Source organism: Bifidobacterium sp. ESL1133 (genome assembly GCF_058107325.1).
This window is the reverse complement of the sequence record NZ_JBYLUI010000001.1, coordinates 116518-133391: the sequence shown is the minus strand read 5'-3', so window position 1 is coordinate 133391 and position 16874 is coordinate 116518. Positions and strand designations below refer to the sequence as shown.

Genomic DNA, 16874 nt, shown 5'->3' with positions numbered 1-16874 from the left:
GTCGCTCACCATTCAGTGCCATGCGGTAGCATCGGGATATGGCTTCTCATCACGGCTCCTCGCACCCCTCACGCCGCCGACGCGGCAACCAGAGCGGCCGCAAACGACAGGCCAAGAACACCAAACGCAACTCTCGTACTGCCTCATGGCGCAATCAGTTGCGCCGACGCTGGAACAAGGCGAACGTGGCCACTCGCACCACAGCGGTCGCGCTCGCCGTCATCGCGGCCATCTGCGCCATGGCACTTGTCATGGGATTGGTGCGCGTCGTGCAATGGCGTGTGGAGGTAAGCCAGGCGGAACACCGGCAACAACAGTCCGAGCAACAGTACAACTTCGACCCGGGTAATATCATTTCCGACGCGCAGTTCTTCAACGCAGACGCCATGAGTCAAGCCGAAGTGGAGGCGTTCATCGCCGACCCGGCGCGCAGCTGCACCGAAGCCAACTGCCTTGCGGCACGCACATTCCCCAGTGAAAGTAAACCCGCCGACGACCTGTGCCAGGCCTACACCGACCCCGGCAACGAGAGTGCCGGCGCCATCGTCTACAAATCCGCCCAAGCCTGCGGCATCAGCGAGAAGGTGCTCCTGACCATGCTGCAAAAGGAGCAGCACTTGCTCTCCACCACCCCAGCCTCCGACTTCCAATTCAAATCGGCCATGGGGTTGAGCTGCCCCGACGACGCGGACTGCGATCCCCAATATGCCGGATTCTTCCGCCAGGTCTATGGTGCCGCCAAACGGTTCAAGTACTATCAGGCCCATGCCGAGCAATACCCATATCATTCCGGCACGCTCAACTATGTGCAGTACCATCCCAACAAGGAGTGCGGCGGCACACAGGTCTACATATCTACCGCCGCCACGGCCCTACTCTACGTCTATACACCCTATCAGCCCAACGAGGCCGCTCTCAGTGCCGGCTACGGCGAGGGAGATGGCTGCTCGAGCTACGGCAACCGCAATTTCTCACTTATTTACAGCAACTGGTTCGGCGACCCGCGCAAGTAAACATCCTCGCTGTTGCCCTCCAAATAGCTGCCCGTCCAAGCACTATGCGCCACTATATACGCCACAGATTGGAACGATGTACAACAAAAAAGCGGTGTTGCTTCTCCAGACAACACCGCTACATCTCAGCCATATATTACAGCCACGCATCACAGCTTGGGCAGGAAGTGCTCCAATTCGTACGTGGTCACCTGACGACGATAGTCGTCCCACTCATGGTGCTTGTTACGCAGGAAGTATTCGAACACCTGCTCGCCGAGCACCCCGGCCACAAAATCGGACTTTTCCATAATCGACAGCGCGTCGTCGAGCGAGCCGGGCAGAGGTTCGATGCCCATAGCCTTACGTTCGGCATCGGTGAGCTTCCACACCGCATCACTGGTGGGCTCCCCCAACGTCATCTGCTGTTCGATGCCGTCAAGGCCGGCCGCCAAGAGCACTGAGAAGGCGAGGTAGGGGTTGGTGACCGAGTCGAGCGCACGGAACTCCATGCGCGCCGAGTTGCCCTTGCCTGGCTTGTACTGCGGGATACGCAGCAGGGCGGAACGGTTGTTGTGCCCCCAGCACACGTAGCTGGGTGCCTCGTTGCCTCCCCACAAGCGCTTGTAGGAGTTCACATACTGGTTGGTCACCGCACAGATTTCAGCCGCATGGTAGAGGATGCCGGCAGCGAACTGACGGGCGATAAGCGACATGTTGAATTCCTGTCCAGCCTCATAGAACGCGTTCGAATCCCCTTCGAACAGACTGAGGTGGGTGTGCATGCCCGACCCGGGTTCATCGGTCAAGGGCTTGGGCATAAAGCTCGCGTGAATGCCTTGATCGATGGAGATTTCCTTGACGATGGTACGGAACGTCATGATGTTGTCGGCAGTGATGAGTGCGTCGGCGTAGCGCAGATCGATCTCGTTCTGCCCCGGCCCCACTTCATGATGCGAATATTCCACAGAGATTCCCATCTGCTCAAGCATGTTGACCGCAGCCCTGCGGAAGTCCATACCGGAGCTTCTGGGCAGGTGTTCGAAGTACGAACCACGATCTACCGGAACCGGCGGTTTGCTCCAGTCGTCTTGACTCTCGAAGAGATAGAACTCAATCTCGGGGTGTACGTAGAAGGTGAAGCCCTTCTCCTTGGCACGTTCCAGCTCCTGCTTGAGCACGTGGCGCGGGTCGCCGAGCGAGGGCTCTCCCTCGGGGGTAAGCACGTCGCAGAACATGCGCGCACTGCCTTTATCCGCACCTTTCTGAGGCAGCATCTGGAAGGTGGAGGGGTCGGGTTTGACAATCATGTCGTCTTCCGAAAGACGAGTCATGCCTTCGATGGCCGACCCGTCGAATCCGATGCCTTCGTTGAACGCGTCCTCGAGTTCGGCAGGTGCAATGGCTACGGACTTCAGCGTCCCCAGCACATCGGTGAACCACAGGCGAATAAAGCGCACATCTCGCTCTTCTACCGTGCGCATTACGAATTCTTGCTGTTTATCCATGCCTCCCATGGTCTCACACTCGTATTACAAGCCGGTGACGGCGAGCGCCTGAGACAGGGTGAAGGCCCCGGCATACAGGGATTTTCCTGCGATGACCGAGTCCACATTGGAGGTTTGTTCACTCTTTCCCAATGCGTTGACAGCCGCAATATCATCCAAACTCGAGATACCGCCCGACGCGGTGATCTTTGCTTCGGTGCGTTCGGCCACTTCGCACAGCAGGTCCACGTTGGGACCGTTCATCATGCCGTCTCGCTCCACGTCGGTGACCACGTACCGGGCGCAGCCGGCATCGTCGAGCATGGCCATGGTGTCGAACAGGTCACCGCCCTCTCGCGTCCAGCCGCGCGCTGCCAAGGTATGGCCTCGCACATCAAGGCCTACGGCCACTTGGTCCCCGTAACGTTTGATGGCCGCTACGGTCCACTCGGGATTTTCCAAAGCTGCGGTGCCGATGTTGACTCGTGCTGCGCCGGCGTCGAGAGCGGCCTGCAAACTGGAGTCGTCCCGGATGCCACCGCTTAATTCGATGTGCACTCGTTCACCCAGCGTTTCGACGATGCTGCGCAATTGCTCGCGGTTGTCGCCGGTACCGAACGCGGCGTCGAGATCGACGAGGTGAATCCACTGTGCACCTTCGTCCGCCCACGCCTGAGCCGCCTCGAGCGGGCTGCCGTAATCGGTTTCCGATCCGGAACGCCCTTGTACCAGGCGCACCGCTTTACCGTCTCTTACGTCTACTGCGGGGAGCAATGTCAGCATGAGGTTCTCCGTTCTTATTTCCGTCTTTGCATTCTCTGTGTTCAGCCTATAGTGTGTTCAGCCAGTTGCGCAGCAGCACGGCACCGGCGTCCCCCGACTTTTCAGGGTGGAATTGAGTAGCACTCAGGGGTCCTTGCTCCAACGCAGCCACAAAATCGTTGCCCGCGTAGTTGCAACGGGTTACCTTCAACGGCTCGCCATGCAGCGCATCAGTGGCGGATTCGGCGTTCATTGCCGCGTAGGAGTGTACGAAATAGAAACGCTCATCTTCCACCCCAGCAAGCAGTGTGGAGTCGGGAGCAGCCTGCACCGTGTCCCAGCCCATATGCGGCACGCGAGGAGCATCCAGCGCTTCGACAGTGCCTCGCACCAGCCCCAGACCAGGTACAGCCATGCCGTGTTCACTGCCTGAGGTGAACATGATCTGCTGCCCTACGCACACGCCAAACACCGGCCGCTCTGCTTGCAGACGACGGTTGATGATCTGCGCGCCGTGTGCGGCTTCAATGCCTTGCATGCATGCGCCGAACGCTCCCACTCCCGGAACCACAAGGCCATCTGCCTCGAACGAGAGCTGGGGATCGGCGGTGAGTTCGACCTGCGCGCCCACATGTTCCAAGGCACGCATCATAGAGCGAACGTTACCGAACCCGTAATCGAACACCACCACTCGTTTCATGAGCGTTTCCCGTCGTCCGCCGGGTCGGTTCCCGAGATATCGCCGGCATTGCCGGAATCCTCGGCACCGGTGCCTGCATCTGCGCCCCTGTCCTGGTCGCGCTCTGCACGCTCTTGCGCTTTGGCTGCCTTCTGCGCCTGACGCACGAATGAATTGACGGTTCTCATGGCCTTCAACCGTCCCATCGACGACGAGTCGAACGTCGGCTGCCCCTGCGCTTGCAGATCCGCCAATGAGACGATGCCGAGCATCACATCTTCCACAAACCGGGGCGAGGACGCGAACAGCACAGGGGGTGCAAACTCCTGCCCCGCTTCGCCGTCCATGTACAACGTTGATGCGAGTTTATCCGCACGGTTGACGGCCAGCACCACCGGCATCCCCGATACCATGCGGGACAGGCTTGAAGCAGCGGCTTCGGGAGCGTCACCGTCAAGATTGCGCAACACGGCCACAGCACCATGCTCGTCCGCCATGCAGTCGGCGGCAATGTCCGTAAGCGAGCAGAACGCGGTAAGCAACTCGGCGGAGACCAGACCGGTGATGAGCATGGCAGCCTTGGCTTTGTTGCCGATCAGCCCATCCAATTCGGCATCGAAATCAGCTTGCGTAGCCTGACCGAACTCGCGTTCGAACTGCGCCAAATCATCCGTTTCAGCTCCTTGAGCATGCGCATCTTCACCGGACTCATGCGAGTCACCGCCGGTACCATTCACCGCATCAGGACCGTTCATCCCATCGGTGTCATGCGCAGTCGCACCCTCACCCTCGCCGTGGGTGCCGGTACTTTCTCCCGATGCGCTCTCCTCGCTCATCCCTGACGGAAACAGGTCGTCCATATTGAACTCATACGGCACCTGCGCATCAAATGCACCATCGTCGAACGTGTTATCTTCCCGGTTGCTACCCGCCACTACAGCGTTCCTTTCGTACTCGGCACTCCGTCCACTCTTGGGTCAGGTTCCACCGCCACACGCAGGGCACGGGCCAGCGCTTTAAACTCAGCCTCGGCGATATGGTGCGGATCGCGGCCTGCCAGCACTTGCATATGCAGGCACAGGCCGGCGTGCACGGCAATGGATTCCATGACGTGGCGCACCAGAGATCCGGTGAAATGCCCGCCGATCATCGCGTACTGGAACCCTTCGGGTTCACCGGTGCACACAGCGTAAGGCCTTCCGGAGATGTCCACCACTGCACGCGCCAAAGCCTCGTCAAGCGGCACCGTGGCATCGGCGAACCTGCGGATGCCGCGCTTGTCGCCAAGTGCCTGTTTCAGCGCCTCTCCGAACACGATGGCAGTATCTTCCACGGTGTGATGTGCGTCGATGTCGGTGTCGCCATGGGCTCTGATAGTCAGGTCGATAAGCGAATGCTTGCCGAGCGCAGTCATCATATGATTGAAAAACGGCACCGATGTGTCGATGTCAGTCTTGCCGGTACCGTCCAGATTCAAGCTCAACTCAATGCTTGATTCGCTGGTTTGCCTTGTAATCGCAGCAGTTCGTGCCATGTCATCCCTCCGCTTCCATGGTAGCGAGCACCTGAGTCAAGGCAGAGCGGAACACTTCCATCTCCTCATCGGTTCCCATGCACACGCGCAGCCAGCCCTGAGGGCCCACGGCCCGGATGAGCACACCCCGCTCCAGCATTGCTTCGAAAATCGCTTCTCGGTCTTCAAAACCCCCACCGAACATCAGGAAGTTTGACTGCGACGGAGCTACGGCAAGTGCCCTACCATGCCACGTCAGCGTCTTGAGCCATGCGGCCGTGGCTTCACGGGTGCGGCGCAGATGCTCGACCTGGCTGAGCTGTTCGTCGGCATGCTCGAGCGCGGCCAATGCGGTGGCCTGAGTGACTGCAGACAGGTGGTAGGGCATGCGCACTATGCGCAAGCAGTCCACCACTGCCGGGGCTGCAGCCAGGTAGCCCAGACGAGTACCGGCGAACGCGAAGGCCTTGCTCATGGTGCGGCTCACCGCCAGCGCCGGATATTCGTCGAGCAGCTCAACCGCCGAAGGAACGCCCGGATCCCTGAATTCAATGTAGGCTTCATCCACCACTACCAACGGATGCACTTCGGGACCGGCCCCGGCCACACTCGCACTCTTGCAGAAGTCGAGAATGGTGCGCAGCTGATCTTGCGGCAACAATGTGCCGGTGGGATTGTTGGGGCTGGTGAGCAGCACCATGGCCGGTTTCAGTTCGCTGATACGCGCAAGCAATGCGTCAAGATCCAAAGAGAAGTCGTCCCGGCGCCCCACCACCTGCCAGTCGGTGAACGTGTCGCGCGCATACTCGGGATACATGGAGTAGGTGGGAGCGGCACCCAGCGCCGACCGCCCGGGACCGCCAAACGCTTGGAACAGTTCGAGCATGATCTCATTGGATCCGTTGGCGGCCCACAACTGCTCGGCAGCGAGCGCCACGCCGGATTCGCGTTTCAGGTAATCTGCCAGCGCCCCGCGCAGCGCTATATGTTCACGATCCGGGTATCGATTAAGGCTCGGCGCCACGCGGCGTACGGCTTGGGCGATACTGTCCACCACTGCCGGTGAAGGCGGGTATGGGTTCTCGTTGACATTGAGGCACACCGGCACGTCGAGCTGTGGGGCACCGTATGGTTCCTCGTTTTGCAGATCGTTGCGCAGCGGCAGAGCACGTCGCGCAGAGGCTTGATCGCCGGGCGCGCTGGCCTGCTGGTTGCTGTCTGCCATACCGGCAGCACCAACCGTAGCGCTGGCAGTAGAGCTGTCATTGGCGCTCTCAGCTTGTTGCCGGTCGTTCATCGCAATCCTGCCGTTTCCTCTTGAGCTGCCAAGGTGGCTTTGTTGTACGGATCGTCGACGAAACGACTGAGCACACATTCCCCATGAGCCGGCAGGTCTTCGGCCACGGCAAACGTGTTGATGCGCGAGGCGATTGCTTTGAGACCTTCCTCGTCGTATTCCACCACTTCCACGGGTTTGAGGAACGAGTGGACGCCCAAACCGGGGTTGAAGCGCGCTGTGCCACCAGTGGGCAGCACGTGGTTCGACCCGGCCATATAGTCGCCAAGCGGCACCGGCGAGTAGGGGCCACGGAAGATGGCGCCGGCGTTGATGATGCGCGGCACCACCTCGTCCGGATGCTCGGTTTGGATCTCCAAGTGTTCAGCGGCATACGCATTGGCCGCTTCGATGGAACGATCAAGCGAATCGGTAAGGATGATGCCTGATTGGCTGCCGGACAGCGAGGTACGCACTCGTTCAGCGTGTTCGGTCAGGGGCACGCGATGTTCCAGATCTCTCTGCACGGCCTGGGCGATGTGCTCGCTGTCGGTGATGAGCACGGAGCCGGCGAGCTCGTCATGTTCCGCCTGGCCGATCAGATCGGCAGCCAGCCAGCTCGGGTTGGCGCCGGCGTCTGCGATGATGGCAATCTCCGTGGGGCCTGCCACAGCGTCGATGCCCACGATACCGGAGACAAGACTTTTGGCAGTGGCTACGAAGATGTTGCCCGGACCGGTGATCTTATCGACCGGATCGCACAGCACCTCCCCGTCCTGCGGTTCGCTCCCTTTGGCTCCATAGGCGAACATGGCTACTGCTTGAGCGCCTCCCACGGCGTAGACTTCGCTCACACCCAAAATGGCGCACGTAGCCAGAATAGTGGCGTTGGGCAGGCCGTCCCCACCGGGAGTGGGAGGCGTGGCGATGGCCAAGGACTTGACACCGGCCACCTGAGCCGGCACCGCGTTCATGATGACGGAGGTGGGATACACCGCTTTGCCCCCCGGAACGTACAGTCCCACTCGTTCAACGGGAATCCAACGTTGCGACACACGGGCGCCAGGCGCCAAATCGGTGTGGAAGTCCTGCGGCACTTGGGATTGGCATACCGCACGCACACGGGTCACCGACTCCTCGATGGACTTGCGCACCTGGGGGTCAAGCTTCTCCAGCGCCTCCTGCATGGCACTTTGCGGCACACGCAGATGATGCACGTGCACATGATCGAACTGTTCTTCGTAGTCGCGCAGTGCCTGTGCACCGTGCTCTTTGACCGCTTCGAGAATGGGGCGCACCACTTGTGCGGCGTCGCCGGTACCCATGGCCGCACGCGGCATGGCTTCGAGAAGTTGTGCTTTGGACAGGGCCTTGCCCCGCAGATCGATGGTTCGCATCATGGTATCGTTCATAGCGCCATCCTAGCAACTTTCCGGCTGGGAATGCGCCACAGAGCACAACTATGTCACATGCTGAGACGCAGACTCACGCCGCAGGCAAACACTTGGGGCCGAACACCGTTTTAATCTCCGCGAACAGCGCGGTCTCGCGTTTGACGCGGAACCGGTCACCAAACGTGAGTACCTGAGCGTTGCCGTCCGAGTCAAGCACCGCCAAACGCACCTCGCAATACCCGGGATGCGAGGAGATGATCTGCCCCAGCTGCATCACTCGTCCCCTATCCAGTGCCTGCATGGGCAGGGTGATGATCAACGGCTTGCCGTCATCGTCCTCGATGGTGGGTACCACCACTTCCATGGCACGCAGGCTCACGCTCTCGTCACGCTGCTCCGCCTGACCTCGAATCTGTACGATCTGATCAAGGGCCAAATCGGGGGCGTATGTGGTGTAGGCCTTGCCGAAGAACATGCACTGTACCGAGCTTTCCATGTCTTCCACCGTCACGATGGCCCATGGGTTGCCTTTCTTCGATACACGCCGATCCACGCTGGTGATCAGCCCGGCGATGGTAACCTGCCGGCCATCCCCCGAGTTTTGCGCACTGTTGATGAGCTGCGCGATGGACATGTCCCGCAACCCCGCCAGCACGGCGCTCATGCCCGAAAGAGGATGGTCGGAAACATACAGCCCCAGCATCTCGCGTTCAAAGTTCAGTTTGGTCTTCTTGTCCCATTCCTCGATGTCCGGCACCTGCACCTGGGCATCGCCCATCGCGTCACTTCCCCCGTCATCATCCAAATCGGAGAAGAGATCGAACTGGCCTTCCGCCTCCTTGCGTTTGAGGCTCACCACCGAGTCGATGGCGGACTCGTGAATCTGGAAGAGGGCACGACGGTTGGGGTCGATGGAATCGAAGGCACCGGCCTTGATAAGAGATTCCACCAAACGCCGGTTGAGGGCGGAAATCGGCACGCGGCGCACAAAGTCCATGAAGTTGACGAACTTGCCCCGTCCGCTCTCGCGCTCGGCAATGATGTCATGCACAGGGGTGTCACCCACATTGCGGATGGCACCCAGTCCGAAGCGCACCACGTCGCCCACAGGCGCGTACTCCAGGCGCGACTCGTTCACGTCCGGTGGCAGCACCTGGATGCCCATACGTCGCGCTTCACCGAGATACAGTGCGGTCTTGTCCTTATTGGTGCGCTCGTTCTGCAGCAGGGCCGCCATGAACTCCACCGGATAGTGCGTCTTCAAGTACGCCGTCCAGTACGAGATGAGCCCGTACGCCGCAGAATGCGCCTTGTTGAAGGCGTAGCCCGCGAACGGCACGAAGATGTCCCACACAGCCTGCGCCGCCTCCTGGGAGTAGCCATGCTGCTTCATGCCCTCGAAGAACGGCACCTGCTCACGCGCCAACACCTCGGGCTTCTTCTTGCCCATGGCACGGCGCAGCACATCTGCCTCACCGAGCGAGTAACCGGCCAAAATACGCGCAGCGGACTGCACCTGCTCCTGGTAGACGATCAGACCATACGTCTCGTCGAGCACCGGGGCCAGTGCCTCGGCCACCTCCGGGTGGATGGGTGTGATCTCCTGCAACCCGTTCTTACGCTTGGCGTAATTGTTGTGCGAATCCACATCCATGGGGCCCGGTCGGTACAGAGCGATGAGTGCGGATATATCGTTGAAGTTATCAGGTTTCAGACTCTTGAGCAGAGCACGCATGCCGTCGCCATCGAGCTGGAAGACGCCCAGAGTGTCTCCCCGGGAGAGCAGCTCGTACGTGGCTTTGTCGTCAAGCGGAATCTTGGTGTAGTCGATGGACTCCTTGCCGTTGATCTCGATGTTCTTCAACGTGTCTCGAATGACCGTCAAGTTGGACAGGCCAAGGAAGTCGTTCTTCACCAATCCCAACGTTTCGCACGTGTGGTATTCGAACGTGGTGGTCACCGTGCCGTCGGTGCGTTCCAGCAGCGGCGAAGAGTCGGTGATGGGAATGGCGGACATGATGGTGGCGCAGGCGTGCACACCGGTCTGGCGGATCAGCCCCTCAATGCCCTTGGCCTCGTCAGTGATGCGCTTGGCATCCGGGTCGGCCTCGTAGAGCTCGCGGAATTCCTTGGCCTCGGCGTAGCGCTTGGACGTGGGGTCGAACATTTCTTTCAGGCTCGCGTCCTTGCCGTTCTTGCTCGGCGGCAGGGCTTTGGTGATCCGCTCGCCCACGGAGAACTCGTAGCCCATGATGCGCGCGGCGTCCTTCAAGGCCTGCTTGGTTTTGATGGTGCCGTAGATGACGCACTGCGCCACCTTGTCGTGCCCGTACTTCTCCCCCACATAGTCGAGCACCTTGGCGCGGCCGTCGGGGTCGAAGTCGATATCGATATCGGGCAGGGAGACGCGCTCGGGGTTTAAAAACCTCTCGAAAATCAACCCGTGCTTGAGCGGGTCGAGTTCGGTGATGCCCATGGCATAGGCCACCATGGCGCCTGCCGCCGAGCCTCGGCCCGGCCCCACCATTACGCCGTGGGTCTTGGCCCAGTTGATGTAGTCCGCCACCACCAGGAAGTAGCCGCAGAACTGCATCTGGCAGATCACGCCGCACTCGTAGTCGGCCTGGGCGCGCACGTCCTCGGGAACGTTGCCGTCATAACGTTTTTCGAGACCCGCCTGCACGTCATGCAGGAACAGCGAGGTCTCATCCCAGCCGTCCGGGCAGTCGAAGTTCGGCATGTAGGCGCCGTCCTCGTGGTCGTCGAACATGACGTTGCACCGTTCGGCGATCTCCAATGTGTTGTCGCAGGCTTCAGGGAAGTCTTTGAACAGGTCACGCATCTGCTCGGCGGATTTGATGTAGTATCCCGAGCCGTCGAATTTGAACCGGTTGGGGTCATCGAGGCGTGAACCGGAGTTGATGCAGAGCATGTCATCCTGCGCTTGGCGGTCCTCTTCGTTCACATAGTGGGAATCGTTCGTGGCCAGCAGCGGGGCATCCAGCGCCTTGGCGATCTTGAGCAGATCCTCGAATACCCGCTTCTCGATGCTCAGGCCGTGGTCCATGAGCTCGATGTAGAAATTCTCCTTGCCGAAAATGTCCTGCAGGTGGCCGGCGGCACGTAACGCCTCATCATACTGCCCCAAGCGCAGACGGGTCTGGACGATGCCTGATGGGCAGCCGGAGGAGGCGATCACACCGGCACTGTACTGCTCAAGCACGTCGTAATCCATACGGGGGTAACGCTGTACGCGGCCTTCCAAGTTGGCCACGGACGAGGCTTTGAACAGGTTGCGAAGCCCTTCGTCGGTTTCGGCCCACATGGTCATATGGGTGATCAGGCCGCCGCCGGAGACATCGTCGGAATGCTGGGCTTCAGTGCCCCAGTGCACACGGGTTTTGTCTTGGCGCGCGGTTTCAGGCGTCACATATGCTTCGATGCCGATGATGGGTTTGATGCCGGCATTGACCGACTCGGTCCACATCTCGTAGGCGCCATGCATGTTGCCATGGTCGGTGATGGCGACGGCGGGCATACCCAGCTCTTTGGCACGCGCCACCAGGTTCGGAATCTTCGAAGCGCCGTCAAGCAGCGAATAGTGGGTGTGGTTGTGAAGTTGCACGAAGTTTCCCGAATGAGCCATGCCTCCACCCTACCGACTCATTGCGACCGTATGCCTATCGAAGAGGCGGCCTCAGCAACCGGGTCAGCGTATCGAGCTGGCGCGTTGGCGTACTGCCGCGAGGGCTGCCGCCAAATCCGGCGGATATTGAGACTCGACAGTGGTCCACGCGTGGGTGCGCGGATGGCGAAACTCCAGCTTCATGGCATGCAGCCATTGGCGTTCCAGTCCCAGTTCCTTGGCCACCACCGGGTTGCTGCCATACATCGGGTCTCCTACCAATGGGTGTCCGATCGAAGAAAAGTGCACACGAATCTGGTGCGTGCGACCTGTTTCCAAGTTCACCGACACCAAGGTCGCCTCGCCAAAACGTTCCAGCACGTCCCAATGCGTTACCGCACGTTTGCCGTCAGGAAGCACAGCGAAGCGGAAATCGGAAACTTTTGCACGACCTATGGGTGCCTCGATGGTGGCCTTGTCTTGCTTGAGGTTGCCTTGCACCAGCGCATGATAGGTCTTCACCACTTCGTGCTCGGAGAATTGGCGGCGCATCTCCTTGTAGGCGAGTTCCGACTTGCACACCAGCATGAGTCCGCTCGTCCCCACGTCGAGTCTGCTGACGATGCCTTGCCGTCCAGGAGCTCCATACGAGGTGATGTGCACGCCACGTGCCAGCAGACTGCCCAGCACGGTAGGGCCGGTCCACCCCACCGACTGGTGTGCGGCCACACCCACTGGCTTGTCCACCACCACGACATCGTCGTCTTCGTAGACCACTGCCATGTCTTGCGCCAACGGTTCAACCGGAGTGTCTTCCTCATGGATGTCAACGTTCACCATGTCGCCTGCCAGCAGCATACCTGACTTGGGCAGGGCGCGTCCCAGTACCGACACTTCACCGCTCTCGACCAGTTCCGCGGCTTTCGATCTGGACACACCCAGCATTTTTGCCGCCGCCACATCAAAACGACGGTTCACCAGTGCATCTGGAACCGGTACCACATGGCTCATGACCGATCTCCTTGCCCGGCACTTTCTGGATCGATGGTGCGTTCGGTATGGTCAGTGTGGTCGGCCGCGCCAAACGGTACGCCAACCATGATGAGCACTACAGCCATCACGGCCGCCACAAGCAGTACGATATCTGCCACATTGCCGACGGACCACCCGTAGTCAATGAAATCCACAACGCGACCATTGAGGAATCCGTCTGCATATATCACACGGTCGATGAGGTTGCCAAACGCTCCAGCGCATCCCAGACTCAGCGCCACCGTCCACACCATATGCCGGGTGCGTAGTGCCAATAGCGCCAAAACCACGCATGCCACAATCGCCAGGCATGAAATCAGCCATGTGCTGGAAGATCCCATACCCAAAGATGCACCAGGGTTGCGCACCAAGGTAAGCCCAAGTCCGAGGGGAAGACGCACAGAACGGCCATCGCTCAGCGCACTGAGCGCCCAGAGCTTTGAACACCTGTCTGCGAGCAGCACCAATGCGGTTACACACAACAAAACGGCTGTGCGTGTGCACAGCCGTTGTTGAACCTTCACAGTCATCTCCACGCTTCGCCAATCAGCGGCCGGAGCGCTCGATCTTGCTGTACGTATCGACGTCTGAGACCTGCGTCATCAGCTGGTGCAGGAAATCGCTCAGACGGGCACGGTACTCAGTCTCGAACTGCTTGAGGCTCTGGATGTTCTCCTCCGCGGCCTTGGCTTGAGACTCGTAGTTGTCGTGCGCCTGACGTGCATAGACATCTGCCGCAGAACGGGTACGGGTGTCATACTCGTTCGCCTTGCGCTGCACTTCGGTCTCGTATCCGGCGGCATCGGCGCGCACCTTGCGTGCGTAGGCATCGGCGTCCTCATGCGTTTGGTTGGCATAGAGGTCGGCATCCGAACGCTTGCGAGAAGCGTAGGACTCAGCCTTCTCCTTCACCTGCTTGCCGTAAGACTCGGCTTCGGAGCGGGTGCGGGATGAATATTCGTTCGCCTTGGCGATAATCTCGTCGTACTTGGACTGACTGGAGTCGGTAATCTCCTTGGCCTTGGCCTTGCCCTTGTCCACGTACTGGTCGTGCAGCTGCATGGCCAGCGCCAGCATCGCCGTGGCACGCTCGGCCTCGTTGTCACCGTTTGCGGCAGCTCCTGCGATCTTCTGCAGGCTGCCGGTCTCCGTGCTGGGCTCGATCTTCGCCACTTGGGCGCGCAGTTGACTCTCCCTGCTCTTGGCCTCTTCGAGCTGGCGGTTCAGATCCCGTACTTGATCGGACTGCGAACGAGTCTGGTTCAGTTGCTGCTGCAACCGGGAAAGTTCACGATTCAGACGTTCGTTGCTGGAGCGCACCTCGTCACGCTCCCGCTGCAATGCGGTAAGCTGACTGGTCAAATCGCCTGAGCCCTGCGTCTTGGCGGCCTGAGCGGTGAGCTGATCCACCTGCACGTTGAGACGATCAACCTGATCCTTGAGCTGGCGATTCTGGGAGACCAGAGCGCGGTTGTTCTCTTCCGCCTCATTCAATTTGGCAGAGTCCACGGCCGGCTGAGCGGTTGCTCCCTGCTTGGATCCAGCTGCCTTCAAGGACTGGTTCTCTTGCGTCAGAGACTGCACTTGCGAGTTCAGCTCCGCAATCTTTGCATTGAGCTTACCTACCTCTGGCCCTGCACTCTGTGCGGACTGTCCGCCGCGCACCGCTTGGCTGCTCAGCACATCTACGGTCTCGGTGACTTCGTCGAGAAACTCGTCCACCTCGTCGACGTCATAGCCTTCTTTGAAATGAACAGTGTTGAAACTGTGCTCTCGAATATCCTTAGGCGTTAGTAAAGCCATAAACTATTACCTCACTTTGGGCGCTGACGCGACTGTTGTTCCTCAAGCCATGCTAGCACAATCCTGTCCCAGTAGCGCAGAACACACCGATTATTGGTCTCTTGGGTTCCCGTCCGGATTCGCTGACCTGCATCAAAGCAGGAAATTGAGCACTTCGAGTCCCAGAATCAGCACAACTGGACTAAAATCAATGCCCATGGCACCGATGCGCACGATGGGAATGTAGCGTCTCAGCCAACGCAACGGCGGATCGGTGAGAACGTAGAAAACATTAAAAATACTACCGAGCGTCGGGCCGGGACGCCAGCGCGGCATGAGCACCAACACCCAATCGATGATGGTGCGTATGAGCACCACCATCGAGTAGACGTTGATAAGCCACGAAATGATGGAGTACAGCAGAAAGAGCATATTCCCTCGGAACGCGCCGGAACTTCAGCTAGAAGAGTTCATCGTCGGAATCCGGCCTGGATTCCTCTACTTTGATGTTCACCTGTGCGGGACTGAGCAGGAAGACACGCGGGGTGACACGCTCGATGGACCCGCGTACGCCGAATACCACACCAGACGAAAAGTCGACGATGCGATAGGCCACGGATTCAGAGACACCGGTGAGATTGAGAACCACGGGAATACCGTCACGCACTGCACGACCCACCTTTTGCGCATCCTCATACGAACGTGGATGAATGGTGGTGATGCGGTTGATTTTGCTCTGGAACGGGTTCATTGATGTCTCGGAAGATTCCATGGGTTCCTCATGCTGCGGCACCATAGGCGTGACAGTGCGGTCGGAGTCAAACGCCGAAGTGGGAGTGTCCTCCTCGTCCAGGTCGTCCTCGTCAACAACGTCGGCCATGCCCAAGTAAGACATGGCATGTTTCATGATACCAGCCATAAGAACCCTCTTTCAGTGTGCAGTCGTTACCTTACCGCAGAAAATCCGGAATGTCGAGGTCACCAAACTCATCAGCCGAGTCGTCTGGCTCCTCATAGACGCGACCAGCAACTGGTCGGCCTTGCGGATCACGGTACACAGTAGAGGGGGCGGCACCCCCCTGAACGCCCTGCGTATTGGGAGCTACGAACTGCTGTTGCAGAGGCTGACGGACTTGCTCTTGCACTGCAGGCTGAGCCTGTGGCTGAGCTGATTGCACAGCAGGCTGCTCCACAGTCTCCGGCACTTCGGCTGGTGCAGACTCAACAGAATCTTGAGCATCGCCGTCATCCTTCTTTGACGTGCTGTCGAACCCTGCCGCGATGACGGTGACACGAACCTCATCGCCATAGGAGTCGTCGAGAGCAAGACCCCAGATAATCTGTGCTTCCGGATGGATGGCGCGGCGGACAAGCTCCACTGCGGCGCTGGTCTCCTGCATGCCCAAATCGGTGGGGCCGGCAATGTTGATAAGAGCACCGTGGGCACCTTCGATGCTCTCTTCGAGCAATGGGGAGCTGATGGCAATCTCGGCCGCCTGAGTGGCGCGATCTTCACCGCGGGCGGAGCCGATGCCGAAGAGTGCAGTGCCTGCGCTGCGAAGAATCGAGGTCACATCAGAGAAATCTACGTGAATATAGGAGTTCATGGAGATAAGGTCGGTAATGCCCTGCACACCGGCCAGCAGAGCGGTGTCCGCGGTCTTGAAGGCATCGACGATGCCGATGGTACGGTCGGAAAGCTCCAGAAGCCTGTCGTTGGGGATGACGATGAGCGCATCGACTTCCTTGCGAAGGTTTTCAATGCCCAACGTAGCTGAAGCGGCACGCTGCGGTCCTTCGAACTCAAAGGGGCGCGTAACCACAGCGATGGTAAGCGCACCCTGCTGATGTGCCGCACGGGCCACGATCGGGCTGGCACCGGTACCGGTGCCACCACCTTCGCCACATGTGACAAATACCATATCGGAACCCTTGAGGGCCTCCTCGATATCGGACTGATGGTCTTGCGCGGCCTTGGACCCCTTCTCAGGGTCAGCACCTGCGCCAAGGCCACGACTGGTATGGTCACTCAGCGAGATCTTCACATCCGCGTCACTACGGAGCAAATCCTTTGCATCGGTATTAATCGCTACGAATTCAACGTTCTGCAGCCCCTCAGCAATCATTCGATTGACGGCGTTGCCACCGGCACCACCGACACCGACCACTTTGATGCTGGTCTTGTCGTTGAAATTGTCTTGTTGGGCAATCTCGCTCACCATTGTCTCCTGTCACTCACGTATATCTGTAACTCTACCGCAGAACGCCGCCAAGTTGACTTGACTCGCGTCGTGCGTCGTAACGTTCGTGTAAACAATCCACTGCACCGGCG

15 protein-coding genes are annotated in these 16874 nt (G+C 59.4%); 1 reads left to right on the top strand and 14 read right to left on the bottom strand.

All coding sequences use genetic code 11. The features are described 5' to 3' along the window. The first annotated feature begins 38 nt into the window (after nucleotides 1–38). Nucleotides 39–1013 (top strand): hemagglutinin, encoded by a 975-nt coding sequence (locus AC3B5A_RS00555; RefSeq protein ID WP_489760894.1) that lies wholly within the window; start codon nucleotides 39–41, stop codon nucleotides 1011–1013. A 149-nt stretch (nucleotides 1014–1162) separates the two neighbouring features. On the opposite strand, the gene glnA is transcribed toward AC3B5A_RS00555, so the two are convergent. The 14 genes from glnA to ftsZ all read right to left on the bottom strand — a co-directional run bounded on the left by glnA (nucleotide 1163) and on the right by ftsZ (nucleotide 16764). Next, nucleotides 1163–2500 carry a type I glutamate--ammonia ligase gene (glnA, locus tag AC3B5A_RS00550; RefSeq protein ID WP_489760895.1) on the bottom strand — a complete coding sequence of 446 codons (1338 nt, stop codon included), beginning with the start codon at nucleotides 2498–2500 and terminating at the stop codon, nucleotides 1163–1165. Nucleotides 2501–2524: 24 nt separating this feature from the next. Then, a complete protein-coding gene (gene priA / locus AC3B5A_RS00545) occupies nucleotides 2525–3262 on the bottom strand; it encodes a bifunctional 1-(5-phosphoribosyl)-5-((5-phosphoribosylamino)methylideneamino)imidazole-4-carboxamide isomerase/phosphoribosylanthranilate isomerase PriA (RefSeq protein WP_489760896.1) in 738 nt (245 codons plus the stop codon). A 46-nt stretch (nucleotides 3263–3308) separates the two neighbouring features. After that, nucleotides 3309–3941 carry an imidazole glycerol phosphate synthase subunit HisH gene (gene hisH, locus AC3B5A_RS00540; protein ID WP_489798007.1) on the bottom strand — a complete coding sequence of 211 codons (633 nt, stop codon included), beginning with the start codon at nucleotides 3939–3941 and terminating at the stop codon, nucleotides 3309–3311. Continuing rightward, nucleotides 3938–4855, bottom strand: coding sequence for a hypothetical protein (locus AC3B5A_RS00535; protein WP_489798006.1), 918 nt, complete (start codon nucleotides 4853–4855; stop codon nucleotides 3938–3940). The genes hisH and AC3B5A_RS00535 overlap by 4 nt, the downstream gene beginning before the upstream one ends. Then, nucleotides 4855–5454 (bottom strand): imidazoleglycerol-phosphate dehydratase HisB, encoded by a 600-nt coding sequence (gene hisB / locus AC3B5A_RS00530; RefSeq protein WP_489798004.1) that lies wholly within the window; start codon nucleotides 5452–5454, stop codon nucleotides 4855–4857. Before hisB ends, AC3B5A_RS00535 begins: the two co-directional genes overlap by 1 nt. A 1-nt stretch (nucleotide 5455) precedes the next feature. After that, nucleotides 5456–6658 carry a histidinol-phosphate transaminase gene (locus AC3B5A_RS00525; RefSeq protein ID WP_489798474.1) on the bottom strand — a complete coding sequence of 401 codons (1203 nt, stop codon included), beginning with the start codon at nucleotides 6656–6658 and terminating at the stop codon, nucleotides 5456–5458. Nucleotides 6659–6726: 68 nt separating this feature from the next. After that, nucleotides 6727–8106 carry a histidinol dehydrogenase gene (gene hisD / locus AC3B5A_RS00520; protein ID WP_489798472.1) on the bottom strand — a complete coding sequence of 460 codons (1380 nt, stop codon included), beginning with the start codon at nucleotides 8104–8106 and terminating at the stop codon, nucleotides 6727–6729. Between the two features lie 88 nt (nucleotides 8107–8194). Beyond that, nucleotides 8195–11749: a DNA polymerase III subunit alpha gene (dnaE, locus tag AC3B5A_RS00515; protein WP_489798003.1), complete on the bottom strand. Its 3555-nt coding sequence runs from the start codon at nucleotides 11747–11749 to the stop codon at nucleotides 8195–8197. A gap of 63 nt (nucleotides 11750–11812) precedes the next feature. Continuing rightward, nucleotides 11813–12739 (bottom strand): RluA family pseudouridine synthase, encoded by a 927-nt coding sequence (locus tag AC3B5A_RS00510; protein ID WP_489760902.1) that lies wholly within the window; start codon nucleotides 12737–12739, stop codon nucleotides 11813–11815. Further along, nucleotides 12736–13284 carry a signal peptidase II gene (locus AC3B5A_RS00505; protein ID WP_489798001.1) on the bottom strand — a complete coding sequence of 183 codons (549 nt, stop codon included), beginning with the start codon at nucleotides 13282–13284 and terminating at the stop codon, nucleotides 12736–12738. The genes AC3B5A_RS00510 and AC3B5A_RS00505 overlap by 4 nt, the downstream gene beginning before the upstream one ends. Before the next feature lie 22 nt (nucleotides 13285–13306). Continuing rightward, the gene (locus AC3B5A_RS00500) at nucleotides 13307–14563 is read right to left on the bottom strand and encodes a DivIVA domain-containing protein (RefSeq protein ID WP_489760904.1); all 1257 of its coding nucleotides are present in this window, start codon (nucleotides 14561–14563) and stop codon (nucleotides 13307–13309) included. Nucleotides 14564–14695: 132 nt separating this feature from the next. Beyond that, nucleotides 14696–14974 carry a YggT family protein gene (locus AC3B5A_RS00495; protein ID WP_489797999.1) on the bottom strand — a complete coding sequence of 93 codons (279 nt, stop codon included), beginning with the start codon at nucleotides 14972–14974 and terminating at the stop codon, nucleotides 14696–14698. Between the two features lie 28 nt (nucleotides 14975–15002). Then, on the bottom strand, nucleotides 15003–15461 hold the full coding sequence (locus tag AC3B5A_RS00490; protein WP_489760906.1) for a cell division protein SepF: 459 nt from the start codon (nucleotides 15459–15461) through the stop codon (nucleotides 15003–15005). Between the two features lie 31 nt (nucleotides 15462–15492). Continuing rightward, nucleotides 15493–16764 (bottom strand): cell division protein FtsZ, encoded by a 1272-nt coding sequence (ftsZ, locus tag AC3B5A_RS00485; RefSeq protein ID WP_489797997.1) that lies wholly within the window; start codon nucleotides 16762–16764, stop codon nucleotides 15493–15495. Between the last annotated feature and the right edge of the window lie 110 nt (nucleotides 16765–16874).

What these genes read in the sequence shown, in the direction of transcription:
- AC3B5A_RS00525 (WP_489798474.1), bottom strand. Translation starts at nt 6,658, where the DNA reads ATGGCAGACAGCAACCAGCAGGCCAGCGCGCCCGGCGATCAAGCCTCT.
- priA (WP_489760896.1), bottom strand. Translation starts at nt 3,262, where the DNA reads ATGCTGACATTGCTCCCCGCAGTAGACGTAAGAGACGGTAAAGCGGTG.
- hisH (WP_489798007.1), bottom strand. Translation starts at nt 3,941, where the DNA reads ATGAAACGAGTGGTGGTGTTCGATTACGGGTTCGGTAACGTTCGCTCT.
- hisB (WP_489798004.1), bottom strand. Translation starts at nt 5,454, where the DNA reads ATGGCACGAACTGCTGCGATTACAAGGCAAACCAGCGAATCAAGCATT.
- hisD (WP_489798472.1), bottom strand. Translation starts at nt 8,106, where the DNA reads ATGCGAACCATCGATCTGCGGGGCAAGGCCCTGTCCAAAGCACAACTT.
- AC3B5A_RS00490 (WP_489760906.1), bottom strand. Translation starts at nt 15,461, where the DNA reads ATGGCTGGTATCATGAAACATGCCATGTCTTACTTGGGCATGGCCGAC.
- glnA (WP_489760895.1), bottom strand. Translation starts at nt 2,500, where the DNA reads ATGGATAAACAGCAAGAATTCGTAATGCGCACGGTAGAAGAGCGAGAT.
- AC3B5A_RS00495 (WP_489797999.1), bottom strand. Translation starts at nt 14,974, where the DNA reads ATGCTCTTTCTGCTGTACTCCATCATTTCGTGGCTTATCAACGTCTAC.
- AC3B5A_RS00555 (WP_489760894.1), top strand. Translation starts at nt 39, where the DNA reads ATGGCTTCTCATCACGGCTCCTCGCACCCCTCACGCCGCCGACGCGGC.
- dnaE (WP_489798003.1), bottom strand. Translation starts at nt 11,749, where the DNA reads ATGGCTCATTCGGGAAACTTCGTGCAACTTCACAACCACACCCACTAT.
- AC3B5A_RS00510 (WP_489760902.1), bottom strand. Translation starts at nt 12,739, where the DNA reads ATGAGCCATGTGGTACCGGTTCCAGATGCACTGGTGAACCGTCGTTTT.
- AC3B5A_RS00500 (WP_489760904.1), bottom strand. Translation starts at nt 14,563, where the DNA reads ATGGCTTTACTAACGCCTAAGGATATTCGAGAGCACAGTTTCAACACT.
- ftsZ (WP_489797997.1), bottom strand. Translation starts at nt 16,764, where the DNA reads ATGGTGAGCGAGATTGCCCAACAAGACAATTTCAACGACAAGACCAGC.